Source organism: Rahnella sp. CFA14(1/10) (assembly GCF_004195095.1).
Lineage (GTDB): Bacteria > Pseudomonadota > Gammaproteobacteria > Enterobacterales > Enterobacteriaceae > Rahnella > Rahnella perminowiae.
In genome coordinates this window covers 77,246-92,948 of sequence record NZ_SEWS01000003.1, presented here as the reverse complement: position 1 = coordinate 92,948, position 15,703 = coordinate 77,246, and the positions used below count along the sequence as shown (strand labels likewise).

Sequence of the window (15,703 nt, the reverse complement as noted above, 5' to 3'; positions counted from 1 at the left end):
GGTCAGGAAACGACAATATTTATTGAGCAGGCACCGCGCCCCGGCGCACATAAGCAAACGGCTCCCTGTCATGGAAGCCGTTATATTACCGGATAACTTATCAGTTCCGCGCCGTCTTTAATGACTACGGCCGGATTGAAAGGGACCGTTTAGCAGGCGACATCGACGATCAGTATGGCTCTCCGCTGGCCGATAATGCAAAGGTGCCCACCGGCATGACGGGCAGATATTTTTTATAATAATCGTGATAGTTTTTCACCGGGTCAATATCCTTGAATAAATCAGGATAAAGGGACTTTGCAATAAACTGTACCATGGTGAAATCGACCAGCGTACGCGATGCACCCTGATAAACCCCGAAGAGTTTGTCGTTTTTAATGGCCGGTAATGAACTCCAGCCGTCACGGTGAGCGAATCCGTTGAGTTTTGCTCTTGCGGCGGCTTCATTAACGCCGATGCCCATTTCTAACGCCGTATCGACTTTATTGTTCTCCCTGCCGGAAATAAAAATGACATCCGGTTTGGCGACCAGCAACTGCTCAGGGTTAATTTCGCCCCACTGTTTAACGAAAGGCGCTGCAATATTTTCACCACCTGCGAGACGCAGCATCACGCCCCACATATTTTCGCCGTAGGTAAATGAATACTCGGCCGGACCTTTATTGCCAAACTCAATATAGACTTTTGGCTTAGGCAAATTCGCTTGTCTGATCCTGTCTTCAATCAGCGCGATGTTATTTTTATAAAGCCGGGCAAGCTCATTCGCGCGGTCGGTCTGGCCGGTTAATGTCCCGATAATCTCCGTGGATTTCACATGATTTTCCACCGTTTGATCATTATAGTCGAGCACAACAACCGGGATATTCAGGCTCTGAAGCTGGGTAACTTCATACTTCAGGGCGGCGTACTGCCAGCTGGCTAAAATGACCACATCCGGTTTCAGGCTAATCACTTTTTCCAGCGACACGTTGTGCAGATCGATTTCGCCAATATCCGGAATATTGGCGATGGACGGGCGGTGTTTAATATACATATCCCAGTTCGCAGGGACCTTGCCATGCCAGGCTTCACGGGAGATACCGACAATATGATCAAACGCTTGCTCACCGCCGACCGCCATATAGTCTTCAAAATAGAATCCTAATACCGCTCTTTTCACCGGGGTTTCTAAGGTTATTTTATTTCCCAGGACATCAGTCAGTGTGGTGGTTGCGGCACTGGACTGTCCGGTCATCACGACTGACAGCATAAAAAGTAAACCATGAAGTAACTTCATTTAATTCCCTTAGGTATTGTGTGATTATCATCTGCAAGTGAAATTCATTATTATGGAAACCGATTTACTACACGGTTTATTTACCTTAAGTCACTGTAAAAAAAGGCGTGACGCCACACGATTATCGCGGCGGTATATTATACGTTCAGTTGGCTACATCAGTACAGTCACAACTGCGCACTGCCGCGGTCGGGGCAAACAAGATCGGCTGATGTGAGTTTGCGTGATGACCGCTAATATCAATCGGAAAACGCTTCTCAGATGCTGAGCTATAATTAAAATTTACCGATAAGAAGGAGAATTATATGGCTCCAGTCGCGAGTATAGCAGGTGGGATTATATTTATTATCGTTGGCGTTGTGATGCTGTGGCTATTGGTGAAGGCGCATAAAGGCAACGCAGGCAAGAAGTTCTTTACTCCTCACAAATGCATGTTACTCATCGGGACCCTTGTCTCTTTTGTTATTTCCATTGTATTTTTCACCTCTTCTTCCTGATGACAGCTTAATTTTTGCCATTAATGCCCCGGTTTTTATCGGGGCATAATAGCCGACAGGCTCCTCTTCTGCCCATCCTCGTCTATCATTATTATTCGTTTGCTAACTGCCTGCTTAATCGCTCAATCTTTTGTGAGGTGAATCGATGCAACGCGATGCATTTATGACAAGCTGGGGGGCGAGTTTCATTTCCGCCGGGACAGTTCTCTTTCGGGTGTGGGCGCCAGGCCAGGACAAAATGACCCTGCGACTTTCCGGCGAAAACAAAGACATGCTGCCGAAGGAAAACGGCTGGTTTGAGTTTGTGGCAACCGGTGTTTCTCCCGGTGAGGAATATCAGTTCATTCTTGCCGACGGACTGCCTATTCCTGATCCCGCCTCTCGCGCGCAGCTTGCGGACGTCAACGGCCCTTCGCTGGTGACCTCGTCATCAGGTTATACATGGCAGAATCTTGACTGGAAAGGCCGTCCGTGGGAAGAAACGGTCATTTACGAGATGCATATCGGGACATTCACGCCCGAAGGCACTTTCAGCGCCGCGCAGGAAAAACTTGCCTGGCTGGCAGAAACCGGCATTACCATGATAGAAGTGCTGCCGCTCTCACAATTTGGTGGTAATCGCGGATGGGGCTATGACGGTGTCTTGCTGTACGCGCCTCACTCCGCTTACGGCTCGCCGGATGATTTCAAAGCCTTTGTCGATGCCGCGCACGGTGTCGGCATCTCCGTGGTACTGGATATTGTGCTTAACCATTTTGGTCCTGAAGGGAATTATCTGCCGCTGCTCGCACCGGATTTTTTCGATCCGCAACGCACAACAGCATGGGGTGCAGGCATCAATTATCGAAATGAAGCGGCCCGATGCTATATTGCGCAAGCGCCCCTGTACTGGCTCAAGGAATACCGGCTGGATGGCCTGCGCTTTGATGCCATCGACCAGATGAAAGACACCTCTTCCCCGCATATTCTGATCGAAATCGCCGAGCGAATTCGCGAAGAGATAACCGACCGCCCGGTGCATCTGACTACTGAGGACAGCCGCAATGTGATCTTTTTGCACCCGCGCAATGCTGATGGCAACGTGCCGCTGTTTACCGCCGAATGGAATGACGATTTCCATAACGCCATCCATGTTCTCAGCACCGGTGAAACGCATGCCTACTATCAGGACTTTGCGCAAAATCCTGAAAAACTGGCAGCACGCGCATTAGCAGAAGGTTTCGCCTATCAGGGTGAAAAATCACCACAAACCGGTGAGCCACGCGGTGCGGTCAGCCGCAGGCAGCCGCCGGTAGCCTTTGTCGATTTCATTCAAAATCACGACCAGATTGGTAATCGCGCACACGGTGACCGGCTGATCACGCTGGCTGGTGCTGAACGTACGCACGTTCTGCTGGCCGCTTTACTGTTATCCCCGCATATCCCGCTGCTGTTTATGGGCGAAGAATATGGCGAAACCCGCCCGTTCCTGTTCTTTACCGATTTTGAAGGTGAACTGGCGCAGGCAGTTCGCGAGGGCCGCGCCCGGGAATTTGAAGGGCACAGCGATTACGGCAGCGAAACCGTACCCGACCCTAACGCCCTCAGCACCTTCGAAAATTCGAAACTTGACTGGCAAAAACTGACCCATCCCGAAGGCAAAAACGCACTGGCACTGACCCGCAAGCTGCTGGCGTTGCGCCAGAAACATATCGTGCCCTTACTGACACCGGCGAAAGGCGAAGTCGGCCAGATTGTCGGAACTTCAGCCGGTTTTCTCGCGGTTAAATGGGTATTCCCCCGTGGCACACTTTCGCTGGTACTGAATGTCGGTGAAGACACGCACCCGCTTCCTGAACTGCCGGGAGAAACACTTTTTGCCTGGCCGCCGGAAACGGTGACCTCCGTACCCGGCTCCCTTATTGTCCGTCTTGCGCCAGGAGTTTTACCGTGAAAATCCCCACTGCAACTTACCGCATTCAGTTCCGTAACGGACTGAACTTTGACACCGCAACCGGGCTAATCCCCTATTTAAAACAGCTGGGGATCAGCCATTTGTATGCTTCTCCGGTGTTTACGGCAACGTCTGACTCCACCCATGGCTACGATATTACCGACGCCAACGAAATTGATCCGTCGATTGGCGGACGCGAAGGCTTCGACCGTATGGCGCAGGCACTGAAAGCGGCAGGGATCGGACTGATCCTCGATATTGTGCCCAATCATATGGCTGCCTCACCCGAAAATGCCTGGTGGCGTGATGTCATTGAACATGGCGAAAAGAGCCGCTATGCACGCCATTTTGATATCGACTGGTCGCGTCGGCTGACGTTGCCTTTCCTCGGGGATTCTTTTGAGGATGCGCTGCAAAAAGGCGAGATTACGCTCAAGGTTGATCCCCTCACTGGAAAGCCCGCTTTCGACTATTTTGGGACGTATTATCCTGTTGCGCCCGGCACCCTCACGGCAGATAACACAGACGGTCTGAACAAAACAGAACTGGCCGCATTACACGAACGCCAGCCCTACCGGCTGATGTGCTGGCGGGATGCGCCCCGCGAGCTTTCGTACCGGCGCTTTTTTGAGATCACAGGTCTCGCGGGGGTACGTGTAGAAGATGACGTCGTTTTCGATGATACGCACCGGCTGATCCTCGAACTGGTCCACGCGGGAGTGGTCGATGGCCTGCGGGTCGATCATGTGGATGGTCTTGCCGATCCCAAAGCTTATCTTGAACGCCTGCGGGAAAAAGCCGGGCCTGACTGCTATATCACGGTCGAGAAAATTCTGGGCAAAGGCGAGCGCCTGCCACCGGACTGGCCGGTTTCCGGTACTACAGGTTATGAGTTTATTGCCTCGCTTTCGGATGTGCTGGTTAATGATGAGAATATTGCAGTGCTTAGCGAGCTTTACGATAACGTGGTGGGCAAGCCGGTGGACCTGCGCAACGAACTTCGCGCGGCCAAGCTGATGATGGTGGAGAAAAATTTCGAAGGTGAATTCACTGCACTCTGGAAACTGGCTACCGATATTGCCGGGACAGAAGACGCGCCGTATGAAGAAAATGATATCCGCACCGCATTGCGCGAATTACTGATCGCTTTCCCGGTGTACCGCACTTACGGCACACCACGGGGCATGCCTGCGGAAGACGCGGCACTTTTACACAAGATACTGCGTAAGGTCAGCGCCACGATCCTTCCCGTTCAGGCTGAAATTCTCGCGTTTCTGGTGCGTATTCTTTGTGGAGAAACCTCCGCGGCGGCAGCATCGCAGGCCGGTTTATTCCGCACACGTTTCCAGCAACTGACCGGGCCGCTGATGGCTAAATCGGTGGAAGACACGCTTTTTTTCCGGCAGAACATGGAGCTGGCGCTAAACGAAGTGGGCGCGGAACCGTTAATTCGCACCTTCTCCCTCAGCCGCTTCCATACGGAGATGATAAAACGCTGCGAAGAGCAACCGGAAGCGCTTTCCGCAACGTCCACGCATGACACCAAACGGGGTGAAGATGCCCGCGCCAGACTGTTTACGCTGACTGAAGCCCCGCAGGAGTGGGCCGCCTGCGTGAAACGCTGGCACCGGATGAACGAGTCAAAGGTAAGAATACTTCCCGATGGCCCGGCACCACGCCCTGCGCTGACATGGATGCTCTATCAGGCGCTGGCGGGCGCATGGCCGGCTACCCTGGCACCTCAGGATGAACAGGGTTTGCAGGAACTCGACGACCGATTTCAGAGTTTTGTCGAAAAAGCACTGCGTGAAGCCAAGCTGCGCACGAGCTGGGATGACAATAACGAAGACTATGAAAAGGCGGTGCTGGATTACGCGCATCATTTGCTTTCACCGGCAAACCGGCTCTTTCTGCAAGATTTCCATACATCGATCCAGCCATTTATTCAGGCCGGACTGGTGAACAGCCTGACCCAGACGGTGATAAAACTCATGGCACCCGGCGTACCGGATATCTATCAGGGCAGCGAGGCGCTGAATTTCAGTCTTGTTGATCCCGATAACCGCCGTTTGCCGGATTTCACCCGGCTGGAACAGCGGTTAAGGCAGGATGAAAAACCGGCCTGGGACCAGCAGGCATACTGGCTGAACGGCCATCTGAAACAATACGTCGTGGCAACACTCGCCGGGCTTCGCCAGCAAAAGCCTGCGTTGTTTCAGCAGGGCGACTATGTTCCGCTCAGTGCAACCGGGAAGCACGCCGAAAACGTTATCGCGTTTGCGCGGGTGAGTAATGACGAGGCCGTCATTATTGCGGCACCGCGTCTGGTACTGGGTTTACCCGCGCGGGGATTCCCGCAGACGGAAATCGTACTGCCGCCCCATCTTGCTTACCGGCCCTACCGGGAGCTGTTCAGCGATAAAGAGATTACGCTGAACAACCAGATAGACATGGCGGTCTGGCCGGGTTTTGCTCCTGTCATCCTGATAGCGTCCGCCTCCTCTTAACGGAGGTGGAACTTCACGGAACTTCACGTTACCGACAGGTCTATGCGACGGATGCGCGGGAAGGCGTGCCGGGTAACAGAATGATTTTCCGGCAATCTTCCTGCCGTTTTTCGAAGATGTTATAACCTTTCGCGGCATCTTCCAGCGGCATATGATGCGTCACGATTTCTTCCGGTTTCAGTTGTCCGGATTCAATTAACATCAGCAGATCAGGAAGATAGGCATGAACATGCGTCTGCCCCATTTTAAAGGTCAGCCCTTTATCAAAAGCATCGCCAAATAAAAAACCGTGAATAAAGCCCGCGTAGACACCCGGTACGCTGACTATCCCGCCGCGGCGTACCGCAGCAATGCACTGGCGTAACGCTTTCCCGCTGCTGCCTTCAATCTTCAGATTGCTCAAAATGGTTTCGGTAAGGCTGCCTTTGGCTTCAAAACCAACGGCATCGATTACCGCATCAACGCCGCGGTGTCCGGCAGTGTGCTCAATAATCCAGGCTGCCGCATCGTCATTTTCATCGAAATTAATCGGGATCACTCCATACCGCTCCTGAGCAAACGCCAGCCTGTAGGGGTGATGGTCAATCATGAATATTTGTTCAGCGCCCGCCAGCCGGGCGCAGGCTGCGCTTAACAACCCCACCGGCCCCGCACCGAAAATCGCCACACTCGAACCGGGCATCAGTCCGGCATTTTTAACCGCCTGCCAGGCAGTGGGTAATATATCTGATAAAAACAGCACCTTTTCATCGGCTAATCCGTCCGGGACTTTAAAAGGCCCGGCATTCGCTTTTGGCACCCGCACATATTCAGCCTGCCCGCCCGGAATTCCGCCGTACAGGTCGCTATAGCCAAACAGCGCCGCCGGGGGGGTGATGTTTTTGGGGTTAAGCGCCGCACCTTTGTTGGGGTTAGTGGTTTCACAGGCGGCATACTGGTTAAGTTTGCAGAAAAAACATTCTCCGCAGGCAATAACAAAAGGAATAACGACGCGGTCACCTTTAGCGACGGCAGTAACATCCGCTCCGGCTTCCACCACTTCACCCATAAATTCATGACCAAATATATCGCCATGGTGGGTGCCCGGTATTTTCCCGTGGTAGAGATGCAGGTCAGAACCACATATTGCCGTTGCCGTCACTCTCAGGATGATATCATCGCTGGCCTGAAGTACCGGGTCAGGCATGTTATCAACGCTGACCTTGTACGGGCCGTGATAAGTCAATGCTCTCATGATTAATTTTCCTTTCAGGTCTTATTCAGACCGGTTAAGAGAATAGTAAATAATGATCACTGAGAGTATTCAGTCTAGCCCACCCTTATAGAGTGTCAAAAATACACTATATTTCTCACCTGGAAATATGCAGGTTTAAGCACAGGAATTTTAATATTGAAATTAAAGGTTAATACTCAGGTATTGAGAATAATCCTAATTTTGACTTATTTACATCATCAAGACTAAGCTAATCAAAGAAGTGTTCCCCCTGCGAAAGTTTCGGGATGCAAACAGGGCAATATGGCAGAGGATTGCCGGCTTTCTACCTGACACGATGATCTTCGACATGTCGTCACGTATGACAAAACCACGGCAACAGACACACTAATTTAACGCAACCTCTTCACCAGAGAAAAGCGACATGGACAAAGATGATCAACATCAGTTTGAACAAAGGACCACGCCAGTAGAAGAAAACATTAAATGGATCAAAACCGCGTGGCGGCTTGAGCGTATTGGTTTTTTTCTGCTGGGTTTGTTTATTCTTTATGCCTTGCTGGGAGGGTTTTCTCAGGGCTGGCTGAGCGATTCACTCTACCAAAACGATCCGACCTCGACACAAATCACTTATGAAAAATACCTGCGCAGCGACACCGAGTCACCGCTGATTATTGCCTATCCCGTTAAGCAAGAGAAAAGCGATCATATTATCCTCAGTGGAAAATTCGTGAATGAATATGACATTATTAACGTCAGCCCCGAAAGTGCCGTGATACACCGTAGCCCCGGCACGATGATCATCTACCCGAATAACCCCGGCGTTGCGAATACAGGTAGCGTGCAACTCACACTTAAACCAAGGGAATTTGGGATCTATACGCTCTCTGTAACGGCAAATAATAACTCGCCTTTTATCTTCAAACAGATTGTTTTTCCTTAGGGGGTCAAAATGGAAAATGTCCTCAGAGCAGCCATTATGTATGTTTTCCTGTTTATTATTTTTAAAATTTCAGGACGCAAGACACTGCTCGAAATGACTATTTTTGATTTTATACTGGTGCTGATTATCAGTGAGGCTACACAACAGGCCTTGCTTGGGGAAGACTTCTCCATTACGGGCGCGATGATCACTATCGGAACACTGATTTTCATCGATAAAGGTTTAGGAATTCTGGAAAACAAAATTCCTAAACTTGATTTATGGCTTAATGGCTCTCCTATTATCCTCATCGAGAATGGCAAAGTCCTCGATCAGCGGCTGCGTAAATGCTCCCTTTCAGAAGATGAAATCCTGGTAGTGGCTCGCCAGCAGGAAGGGATAGTTAACCTCAACGAGATTAAATTCGCCATCTTAGAAAACAACGGGAAAATATCGATTATCCCTTATAAAGAATAAGGCACCGGGAAATGAGGTGCGTTTGCAGTAACCCGGTGTTCCCGCTGATCATGCCCGTTTTTCTTCACGGGTGACGTCCAGTCTGCCGTTTTCAGGTTCAGCTTGCGTTCTGACAATCATATTCGGCAATGCCATTTCGATCCCCTGTTCGATCAGCTTTTCAATAATGCGGATATTAATTTCCTGCTGGATATCCATGTATTTATTATAATCGGCAGTATTGACGATATGGACTACTTCGATATTCAGGCGATCGGTACCAAAACCAAGCAAATGCGCGCGGTCAAACTTGGTTTCGCCGATATCGATAATAATTTCCTTTACCAGATCACCGATAATGCGCAGCTTTTCCGGCGGCGTATTAATCGCGATGCCAAAATTGAAAACAATACGCCGGGTTTGCATGCGTTTGTAATTATGCAGCGTTTGCTGGAGCAGAATAGCATTGCCGCAAACGATCTGTTCCCCGCTCAGGCTGCGTATCCGCGTCGTTTTAAGACCGATATGTTCGACAGTACCGGCAACATCATTAAAAACGACAAAATCACCAATTTCGAAAGGCTTATCAAAACCGATAGATAAGGAAGCGAATACATCACTGAGAATGGTCTGGATCGCCAACGCGATAGCGATACCGCCCACGCCCAGGCTGGCGACAAGCGCGGTAATATTCACGCCCACATTCGCTAATATCGACAGCAACATCACTGACCACACTACCGCGCGGAAAATCAGCCCGGTGATCACCAGCGTTACCGGGTTTTTGTTCATCCCGGGCTGACGCATAATATGACGTAACCACGAGACAACGGCCTGATCCAACCACAATGCCATCTGGAACGCCAGCACCAGGAACCATGCATGACTGATGGTGTTGTAGAGATTATCGGGCAGATTAACAAACCGCAGGCTGAACAAAAAAGCAGCAACGAAAAGCAGTAAATTACTCGTCCGGTTGAGGATCTCGCCCAGAATAAAACGGATACGGTGGCTGGCCGCATTGACCTCACCCCAGCGTTTTATGCCTTTGCGCAAGAATGACACCAGCCAGCTCAGCAGCCAGTACGTAACAAGCGTGACCACGCACATCGTCGCGACGCCGGTCCAGAACACCGGTGTCATCACCAGCGCGATAAAATCGAAATGTGATAAAAACTTCATCTTCCCTCCCGGAATTAATCACAAACCTTCAGTATAGAAAACGGGTCAGTATAGAACCAGGAATAGGAAAGTTCGGCAAAAACCGGGGGTGACGGTAAAGGAAAAACGTTGCTGATGTCTTACGTTATCGGTATTTATATTATATTCGGTCCGGTTTACTATGATTTCTGGCGTGAGTCCGATGTCCTGAAAAAACGTTCAACTGAGGTGCTTATTATGAAAAGAGCTTTAGTGATTGGTTATATGTCGTTCGTTTCAATTGCATTGGTTACCGCGCTGATAATCGGTGCCCGAAACGGATAACGCAGGTGCTGTAGGATGCATAGGATGAGGCTAAAAAGCGTTCTGACTTCCAGAAATATGTGCTCTTTGTGGCTCTTTTTTGACGATGACTTGAATTACAGGCGGGTCTGGGATTACTCTTAGATCAGCTGACGAAAGAACAGCAGACCATAAGCACCATACCCTTAAATAGCCCACCCATGCGGTGGGTTCTTTTTTGCATGTCATTCCGCATTAAGAATTATCTTAGTTCAGACATCTGTCAGACGTAAAAAAACCGGTGACACTTTCATATCACCGGTTTTTGCTGCGGGTTAACGCAAAATGAACCTTATGCGTTCAGTATGTCCTGTGCGGTTTTCTCAACCAGCGCCAGCAGCACTTTCACATCTTCCAGCGTGACCGTCGGGTTCAGCAAAGTCAGTTTCAGGCAGGTGACGCCGTTATGCTCGGTTACCCCCACGTTCGCACGGCCGGATTCCAGCAACGCATCCCCGATTTTCTGGTTCAGCAATGCGATTGCCGCATCGCTGCTGCCCGCAAGTGTCTGCGGACGATAACGGAACAGAACGCTCGCAAGCTGTGGCTTCATCACCAGTTCCAGCGCAGCTTCAGACGTCACGTATTGCGCGACTTCCTGCGCCAGTGACACACCGTGATCGATGATCGCAGCGTACTGCTTCTGCCCTAATGCTTCGAGCCCCATCCACAGTTTCAGCGCATCGAAGCGACGGGTGGTTTGCAGAGATTTGGATACCAGATTCGGTACACCAGCTGCTTCGTCAAATTCAGAATTCAGGTAAGCCGCCTGATATCGCATCAGCTCATAATGACGCTCTTCTTTAAGCAGGAATGCACCACAACTGATGGTCTGGAAGAACTGCTTGTGGAAGTCCAGCGTGATGGAATCCACCAACTCGATGCCGTCCAGATAGTCGCGGTATTTTTCGGACAGCAATAACGCACCGCCCCATGCCGCATCCACATGCACCCAAATCTGATGCGCTGCCGCCAGTTCGGCAATAGCACGCAGCGGGTCGATAGCACCCGCGTCAGTGGTCCCGGCGGTTGCTACAATGGCCAGGATCTGATCGCCATTAGCTTGTGCCTGTGCCACTTTTTCGCGCAAATCGTTGAGATCCATACGGGCAAACTCATCGGTTTTCACCAGCGTAACGCACTGATAGCCCAGACCGAGCAATGCCATGTTCTTCTGCACGGAGAAATGCGCGTTTTCAGAACATAACACTTTAATTTTACGCAGATTGCCCACCAGGCCATCCTGCTGAATGGAATGCCCCTGACGTGCAAAGAAGGCGTCACGTGCCAGCATCAGGCCCATCAGATTGCTCTGAGTACCACCGCTGGTGAACACGCCTGCGTCGCCAGCCTGGTAGCCCACCTGCGTACGCAGCCATTCGATCAGCTTCATCTCAATGATGGTCGCTGACGGGCTTTGATCCCAGGAGTCCATGCTCTGGTTGGTGGCGTTGATCAGCACTTCCGCAGCCTGGCTGACCACCAGGCTCGGGCAATGCAGATGCGCAACACATTGCGGATGATGCACAGACAAACTGTCTTTCAAAAAATACTCAATCGCACGTTCAATCGCGGCCTGGTTACCCAGACCGTTTGGATTGAAGTCCAGCTTGATACGTTCACGCAGCTCAGCAACGGTTTTGCCCTGATACATTTCAGGTTGTTGCAGCCACTGCACAACCGCTTCACTGCTCTGTGCAATGGCTTGCTGGTAGGCTTCAGTGCTTTGCGCTGAGCCTGCCAGAATCGGGTTTAACTCGGACATCAGGATCTCTTACTCCGCTCAGGCAGGTTTGACGCCAGCCGCTAACAGCGCCTGCTCAAACTTGTCGAGGAAAATACCCAGCTCATCGTTAGTGATCAGCAGGGAAGGCAACAGGCGCAGCACGCAACCATTACGGCCGCCGCGTTCGAGGATCAGACCAGCTTCGAAACATTTTTTCTGCAACAATGCAGACAATTCGCCGTCAGCCGGGTAGCAACCCATGTGATCCTGCGCTTCGTTTGGTTTGACGATTTCGATACCAATCATCAGGCCCAGACCGCGTACGTGACCTATCACCGGATAACGTTTCTGCATGTCAGCCAGTTTGCCTTTCAGCCACTCGCCCTGTGCAGCCACTTTCCCGGCAATGTCCTGTTCTTTAAGAATTTTCAGCGTGGTCAGGCCGGTGGCCATCGCCAACTGGTTACCGCGGAAGGTGCCGGTGTGGTGACCCGGTGCCCAGGCATCGAACTCTTTCCTGATACCCAGCACGGCCAGTGGCAGACCGCCGCCGACCGCTTTAGACATCACAATGATGTCCGGCTCAATGCCCGCGTGTTCGAACGCAAACTGTTTACCGGTACGGCAGAAACCGGCCTGAACTTCGTCGAGGATCAGCAGAATGCCGTGTTCCTGAGTCACTTTACGGATGCGCTGCAACCACTCAGCCGGAGCCGGGTTCACGCCGCCTTCACCCTGAACCGCTTCCAGAATGACAGCCGCAGGTTTGCGAACGCCGCTCTCAACGTCGTTGATCAGGTTTTCGAAGTAATAGGTTAAGGCTTTAACGCCAGCGTCACCGCCAATGCCCAGCGGGCAGCGGTACTGATGCGGATAAGGCATAAATTGCACTTCCGGCATCATGCCGTTAACCGCTTCTTTCGGAGACAGGTTACCGGTCACTGCCAGCGTGGCATGAGTCATACCGTGGTAGCCACCCGAGAAACTGATAATGCCGCTACGGCCGGTGACTTTTTTAGCCAGTTTCATGGCAGCTTCAACCGCGTCCGCGCCTGAAGGACCGGTGAACTGCAGGCAATACGCTTTGCCCTGTTGTGGCAATAAAGAAAGCAGATATTCAGAGAACTGATCTTTCAACGGGGTTGTCAGATCCAGTGTATGTAACGGCAAGCCGCTGGTAATGACATTTTGGATGCTTTGCAGCACGTCCGGATGATTATGTCCAAGAGCAAGCGTACCCGCGCCAGCCAGGCAATCAAGATATTGATTATTCTCAACATCAGTGATCCAAACGCCATTGGCCTTCGCAATTGCCAGAGGCAATTTACGTGGATAGCTCCGAACATTCGATTCAAATTCAGCTTGTCTCGCCAAATAGGTTTCATTGTTTCCGTTTAATGAATTCGCACCTAAACTGTCAATACGGACTTTATCCGTCATCATATCTCTCCTACAACCGTGGGTTATTAGAACGCCACAATTGAATAAATTTGATTAAAAAAATTACCAGCGTGTGAAAAACGCGGCCAATATATGGCTTTTTTGCCCCCACCTCAATAATTTATTTTGTATAGATTTGTTTATTCTTTCCTATATGAATCAATATGTTGCTGATTTAATGAACGATCATGCTGACTTAACTGAGTTACACGGTCATTAATAAAGCACTAAAAAGCCCCTCCGGCTTGCTAAACCCCCCGTAAACACGCGACAGGACAGCCTTAAAATCGGGCAGTGGTGTTGCACCGGCAGACCCGCTTAACATGATGTCGCTGCACAGATAGCGACGCGTGAACAGTCTTTCAGGAAAGTTGTTTAATTATAGCGCGCAGGGGGTGATATGAGTGATGACATTAAAGCATCAGGGAGTAAATGGCTGAATAGCCGCCAGATATAAATTTTGAAATATATTACAGCGGCATAGAGTCCGGTTATTACAAAAATAATACTGAATTAGGTTTCACGCGTATATAAACAATACGCCCTGATCTTTACCTCATTATTCAGATTATTAAGTCAAACATTATGGTAAAGCTTATCCAGCGCGACACCCTCATGGAACGTTGGCGACAATGGATAATCCCAAAATCTCATGATTTCAGGATTATGGGATTCTTAAAAACGACGTGTCAGAAGAAAATGTCTGGTCAAGGTGACTAACGGGAAAAACGGGCGTTAAACCGTCCCTGAGCCGTCAGGCTCAGTTGCGCTCAGGATCGCCTGCCTGCTCACGTTTTTGTCTTGCCGCCTCGCGGGCTTCAGCGTCGCGTTTCTCATGGGTAGCGATGGCTTCGTTCTGAATACGGGTTGTGGTGTCTTCCTGCTCTTTGATCTGTCGCTGTATCTGCTCATGATATTCATTGGCAGACTTCTGGCTGTCCTCGCGCCATTGACGCTCAGACTGTAACATCTGTTCATGCTGCTGCCGGTTTTTCTCAGCGAATTGATCTTGCAGTTGTTGTCTGCCTTGTTGGTCGGCAACGGCGGCAAAGCTGAAAAGTAATGCAGAAGTACAGGTGATACGGATCAAACGGGATAAAGGACCTGCCATGGATAAACTCCCTTTCCAAAAGTGTTTAAAATTCTTATAAAAACATCCGATTACAGGGAAAGAGTATAAAGCAGGGCGGCAGGCAGAAAGAGGAAGTGTCTTAAAAGTCTGAAAACGGCGAAAGTCCCCTTCCGCCGTCTGATGCTTACGTCATCAATACCCCTGCGTAACAATTTTTGCTGCGGAAGCCAGCACATCGCGACGGGATTTCGCATTTTTCTCCGGCTGCGTAAAATAGGTAATCAGGATCAGCGGAGCCTTATTTTCCGGCCAGATCACCGCAATATCATTCGTTGTCCCGTAATCGCCGCTGCCAGTTTTATCGCCAACCACCCAGGTCGCAGGCAGCCCCGCGCGGATACTCATCGCGCCGGTGGTGTTGCCTTTCATCCATTCCACCAGTTGCGCACGTTGCGGTTCAGCCAGTGCGCTGCCCAGCGCGACGTGTTGCAGACTCAGCGCCATCGCTCGCGGTGATGTGGTGTCGCGGTCATCGCCCGGAATGGCGGTGTTCAGTGTCGGTTCGGTGCGGTCCAGACGGAACGTTTTATCGCCGAGCGTGCGGGCATATTCCGTGACTTTCTGCGGCCCGCCAAGCTGCCCGATCAGTTTATTCATGGCGGTATTATCGCTGTACTGCAAGGCGGCGGCAGCCAGTTCGCCGATCGTCATCCCCTTACCGAGGTGCTTTTCGGTGATCGGGTTGTAATTTACCAGATCAGATTTTTTGATGCTGACGTGCCGGTTCAGCAGTTCCGTTTGCGTTTCACTTTGTTTAAGAATGGCTGACGCGGCCATGAACTTACTGGTGCTGCACATCGCAAAACGTTCATCGGCGCGGTAAGCAATCTGGGAGTTGTCTTCGGTATTAATCAGCATCACGCCAAGACGGCCACCGCTGTCTTTTTCCAGCGCGGCAAGCTGCTGCTGCACTGACGTCATTTTTGTAGCCGTTTGCGCCCATGATGCCGCGCTGAATGCGAGCATTGGCACCACAGCCGCCGCCATCAGTACGGTTTTACGCAGGGTATTTTTCATCATCAAAGCCTTCTCCTTTATATTGGCGAAGGGATTATGGCAAAAGCAGGGGCAGAAAGTAAAAAACCCGACACGAATGTC

The 15,703-nt window shown here is 50.7% G+C and carries 13 protein-coding genes; 6 read left to right on the top strand and 7 right to left on the bottom strand.

What is annotated here, in order from left to right; genetic code table 11:
• Positions 1 to 169: 169 nt before the first annotated feature.
• Positions 170 to 1,276: an ABC transporter substrate-binding protein gene (locus tag EVX52_RS07115; RefSeq protein ID WP_129953660.1), complete on the bottom strand. Its 1,107-nt coding sequence runs from the start codon at positions 1,274 to 1,276 to the stop codon at positions 170 to 172.
• A 305-nt stretch (positions 1,277 to 1,581) separates the two neighbouring features.
• On the opposite strand from EVX52_RS07115, the gene EVX52_RS07110 reads away from it, so the two are divergent.
• The 3 genes from EVX52_RS07110 (at position 1,582) to treY (ending at position 6,213) form a co-directional block, all read left to right on the top strand.
• Positions 1,582 to 1,773 (top strand): hypothetical protein, encoded by a 192-nt coding sequence (locus EVX52_RS07110; RefSeq protein WP_129953661.1) that lies wholly within the window; start codon positions 1,582 to 1,584, stop codon positions 1,771 to 1,773.
• A gap of 145 nt (positions 1,774 to 1,918) precedes the next feature.
• Positions 1,919 to 3,706 (top strand): malto-oligosyltrehalose trehalohydrolase, encoded by a 1,788-nt coding sequence (gene treZ / locus EVX52_RS07105; RefSeq protein WP_129990966.1) that lies wholly within the window; start codon positions 1,919 to 1,921, stop codon positions 3,704 to 3,706.
• Positions 3,703 to 6,213: a malto-oligosyltrehalose synthase gene (gene treY, locus EVX52_RS07100; RefSeq protein WP_129990965.1), complete on the top strand. Its 2,511-nt coding sequence runs from the start codon at positions 3,703 to 3,705 to the stop codon at positions 6,211 to 6,213. The genes treZ and treY overlap by 4 nt, the downstream gene beginning before the upstream one ends.
• Positions 6,214 to 6,253: 40 nt before the next feature.
• On the opposite strand, the gene EVX52_RS07095 is transcribed toward treY, so the two are convergent.
• The gene (locus EVX52_RS07095) at positions 6,254 to 7,447 is read right to left on the bottom strand and encodes a zinc-dependent alcohol dehydrogenase (RefSeq protein ID WP_129953664.1); all 1,194 of its coding nucleotides are present in this window, start codon (positions 7,445 to 7,447) and stop codon (positions 6,254 to 6,256) included.
• A gap of 403 nt (positions 7,448 to 7,850) precedes the next feature.
• On the opposite strand from EVX52_RS07095, the gene EVX52_RS07090 reads away from it, so the two are divergent.
• Entirely contained in the window at positions 7,851 to 8,369 is a 519-nt protein-coding gene (locus tag EVX52_RS07090; protein ID WP_129990964.1) for a hypothetical protein, read from the top strand.
• Between the two features lie 9 nt (positions 8,370 to 8,378).
• Entirely contained in the window at positions 8,379 to 8,825 is a 447-nt protein-coding gene (locus EVX52_RS07085; RefSeq protein WP_129953666.1) for a DUF421 domain-containing protein, read from the top strand.
• Positions 8,826 to 8,873: 48 nt separating this feature from the next.
• Here the strand turns inward: EVX52_RS07085 and EVX52_RS07080 are convergent, their stop codons facing one another.
• On the bottom strand, positions 8,874 to 9,986 hold the full coding sequence (locus EVX52_RS07080; protein WP_129990963.1) for a mechanosensitive ion channel family protein: 1,113 nt from the start codon (positions 9,984 to 9,986) through the stop codon (positions 8,874 to 8,876).
• Between the two features lie 114 nt (positions 9,987 to 10,100).
• Here EVX52_RS07080 and EVX52_RS07075 point away from each other — a divergent pair, with 114 nt between their 5' ends.
• Complete coding sequence (locus EVX52_RS07075; RefSeq protein WP_129953668.1) at positions 10,101 to 10,289, top strand: hypothetical protein; 189 nt, start codon at positions 10,101 to 10,103, stop codon at positions 10,287 to 10,289.
• Positions 10,290 to 10,599: 310 nt separating this feature from the next.
• Here EVX52_RS07075 and EVX52_RS07070 read toward each other — a convergent pair whose 3' ends face one another.
• From EVX52_RS07070 to blaRAHN, 4 genes are all read right to left on the bottom strand, one after another.
• Positions 10,600 to 12,072: an aspartate aminotransferase family protein gene (locus EVX52_RS07070; protein WP_129990962.1), complete on the bottom strand. Its 1,473-nt coding sequence runs from the start codon at positions 12,070 to 12,072 to the stop codon at positions 10,600 to 10,602.
• An 18-nt stretch (positions 12,073 to 12,090) separates the two neighbouring features.
• Entirely contained in the window at positions 12,091 to 13,476 is a 1,386-nt protein-coding gene (locus EVX52_RS07065) for a diaminobutyrate--2-oxoglutarate transaminase (RefSeq protein ID WP_129953670.1), read from the bottom strand.
• A gap of 757 nt (positions 13,477 to 14,233) precedes the next feature.
• On the bottom strand, positions 14,234 to 14,584 hold the full coding sequence (locus EVX52_RS07060) for a hypothetical protein (RefSeq protein WP_129990961.1): 351 nt from the start codon (positions 14,582 to 14,584) through the stop codon (positions 14,234 to 14,236).
• 153 nt (positions 14,585 to 14,737) lie between these two features.
• Positions 14,738 to 15,625 (bottom strand): RAHN family extended-spectrum class A beta-lactamase, encoded by an 888-nt coding sequence (gene blaRAHN, locus EVX52_RS07055; protein WP_129990960.1) that lies wholly within the window; start codon positions 15,623 to 15,625, stop codon positions 14,738 to 14,740.
• Positions 15,626 to 15,703 lie beyond the last annotated feature (78 nt).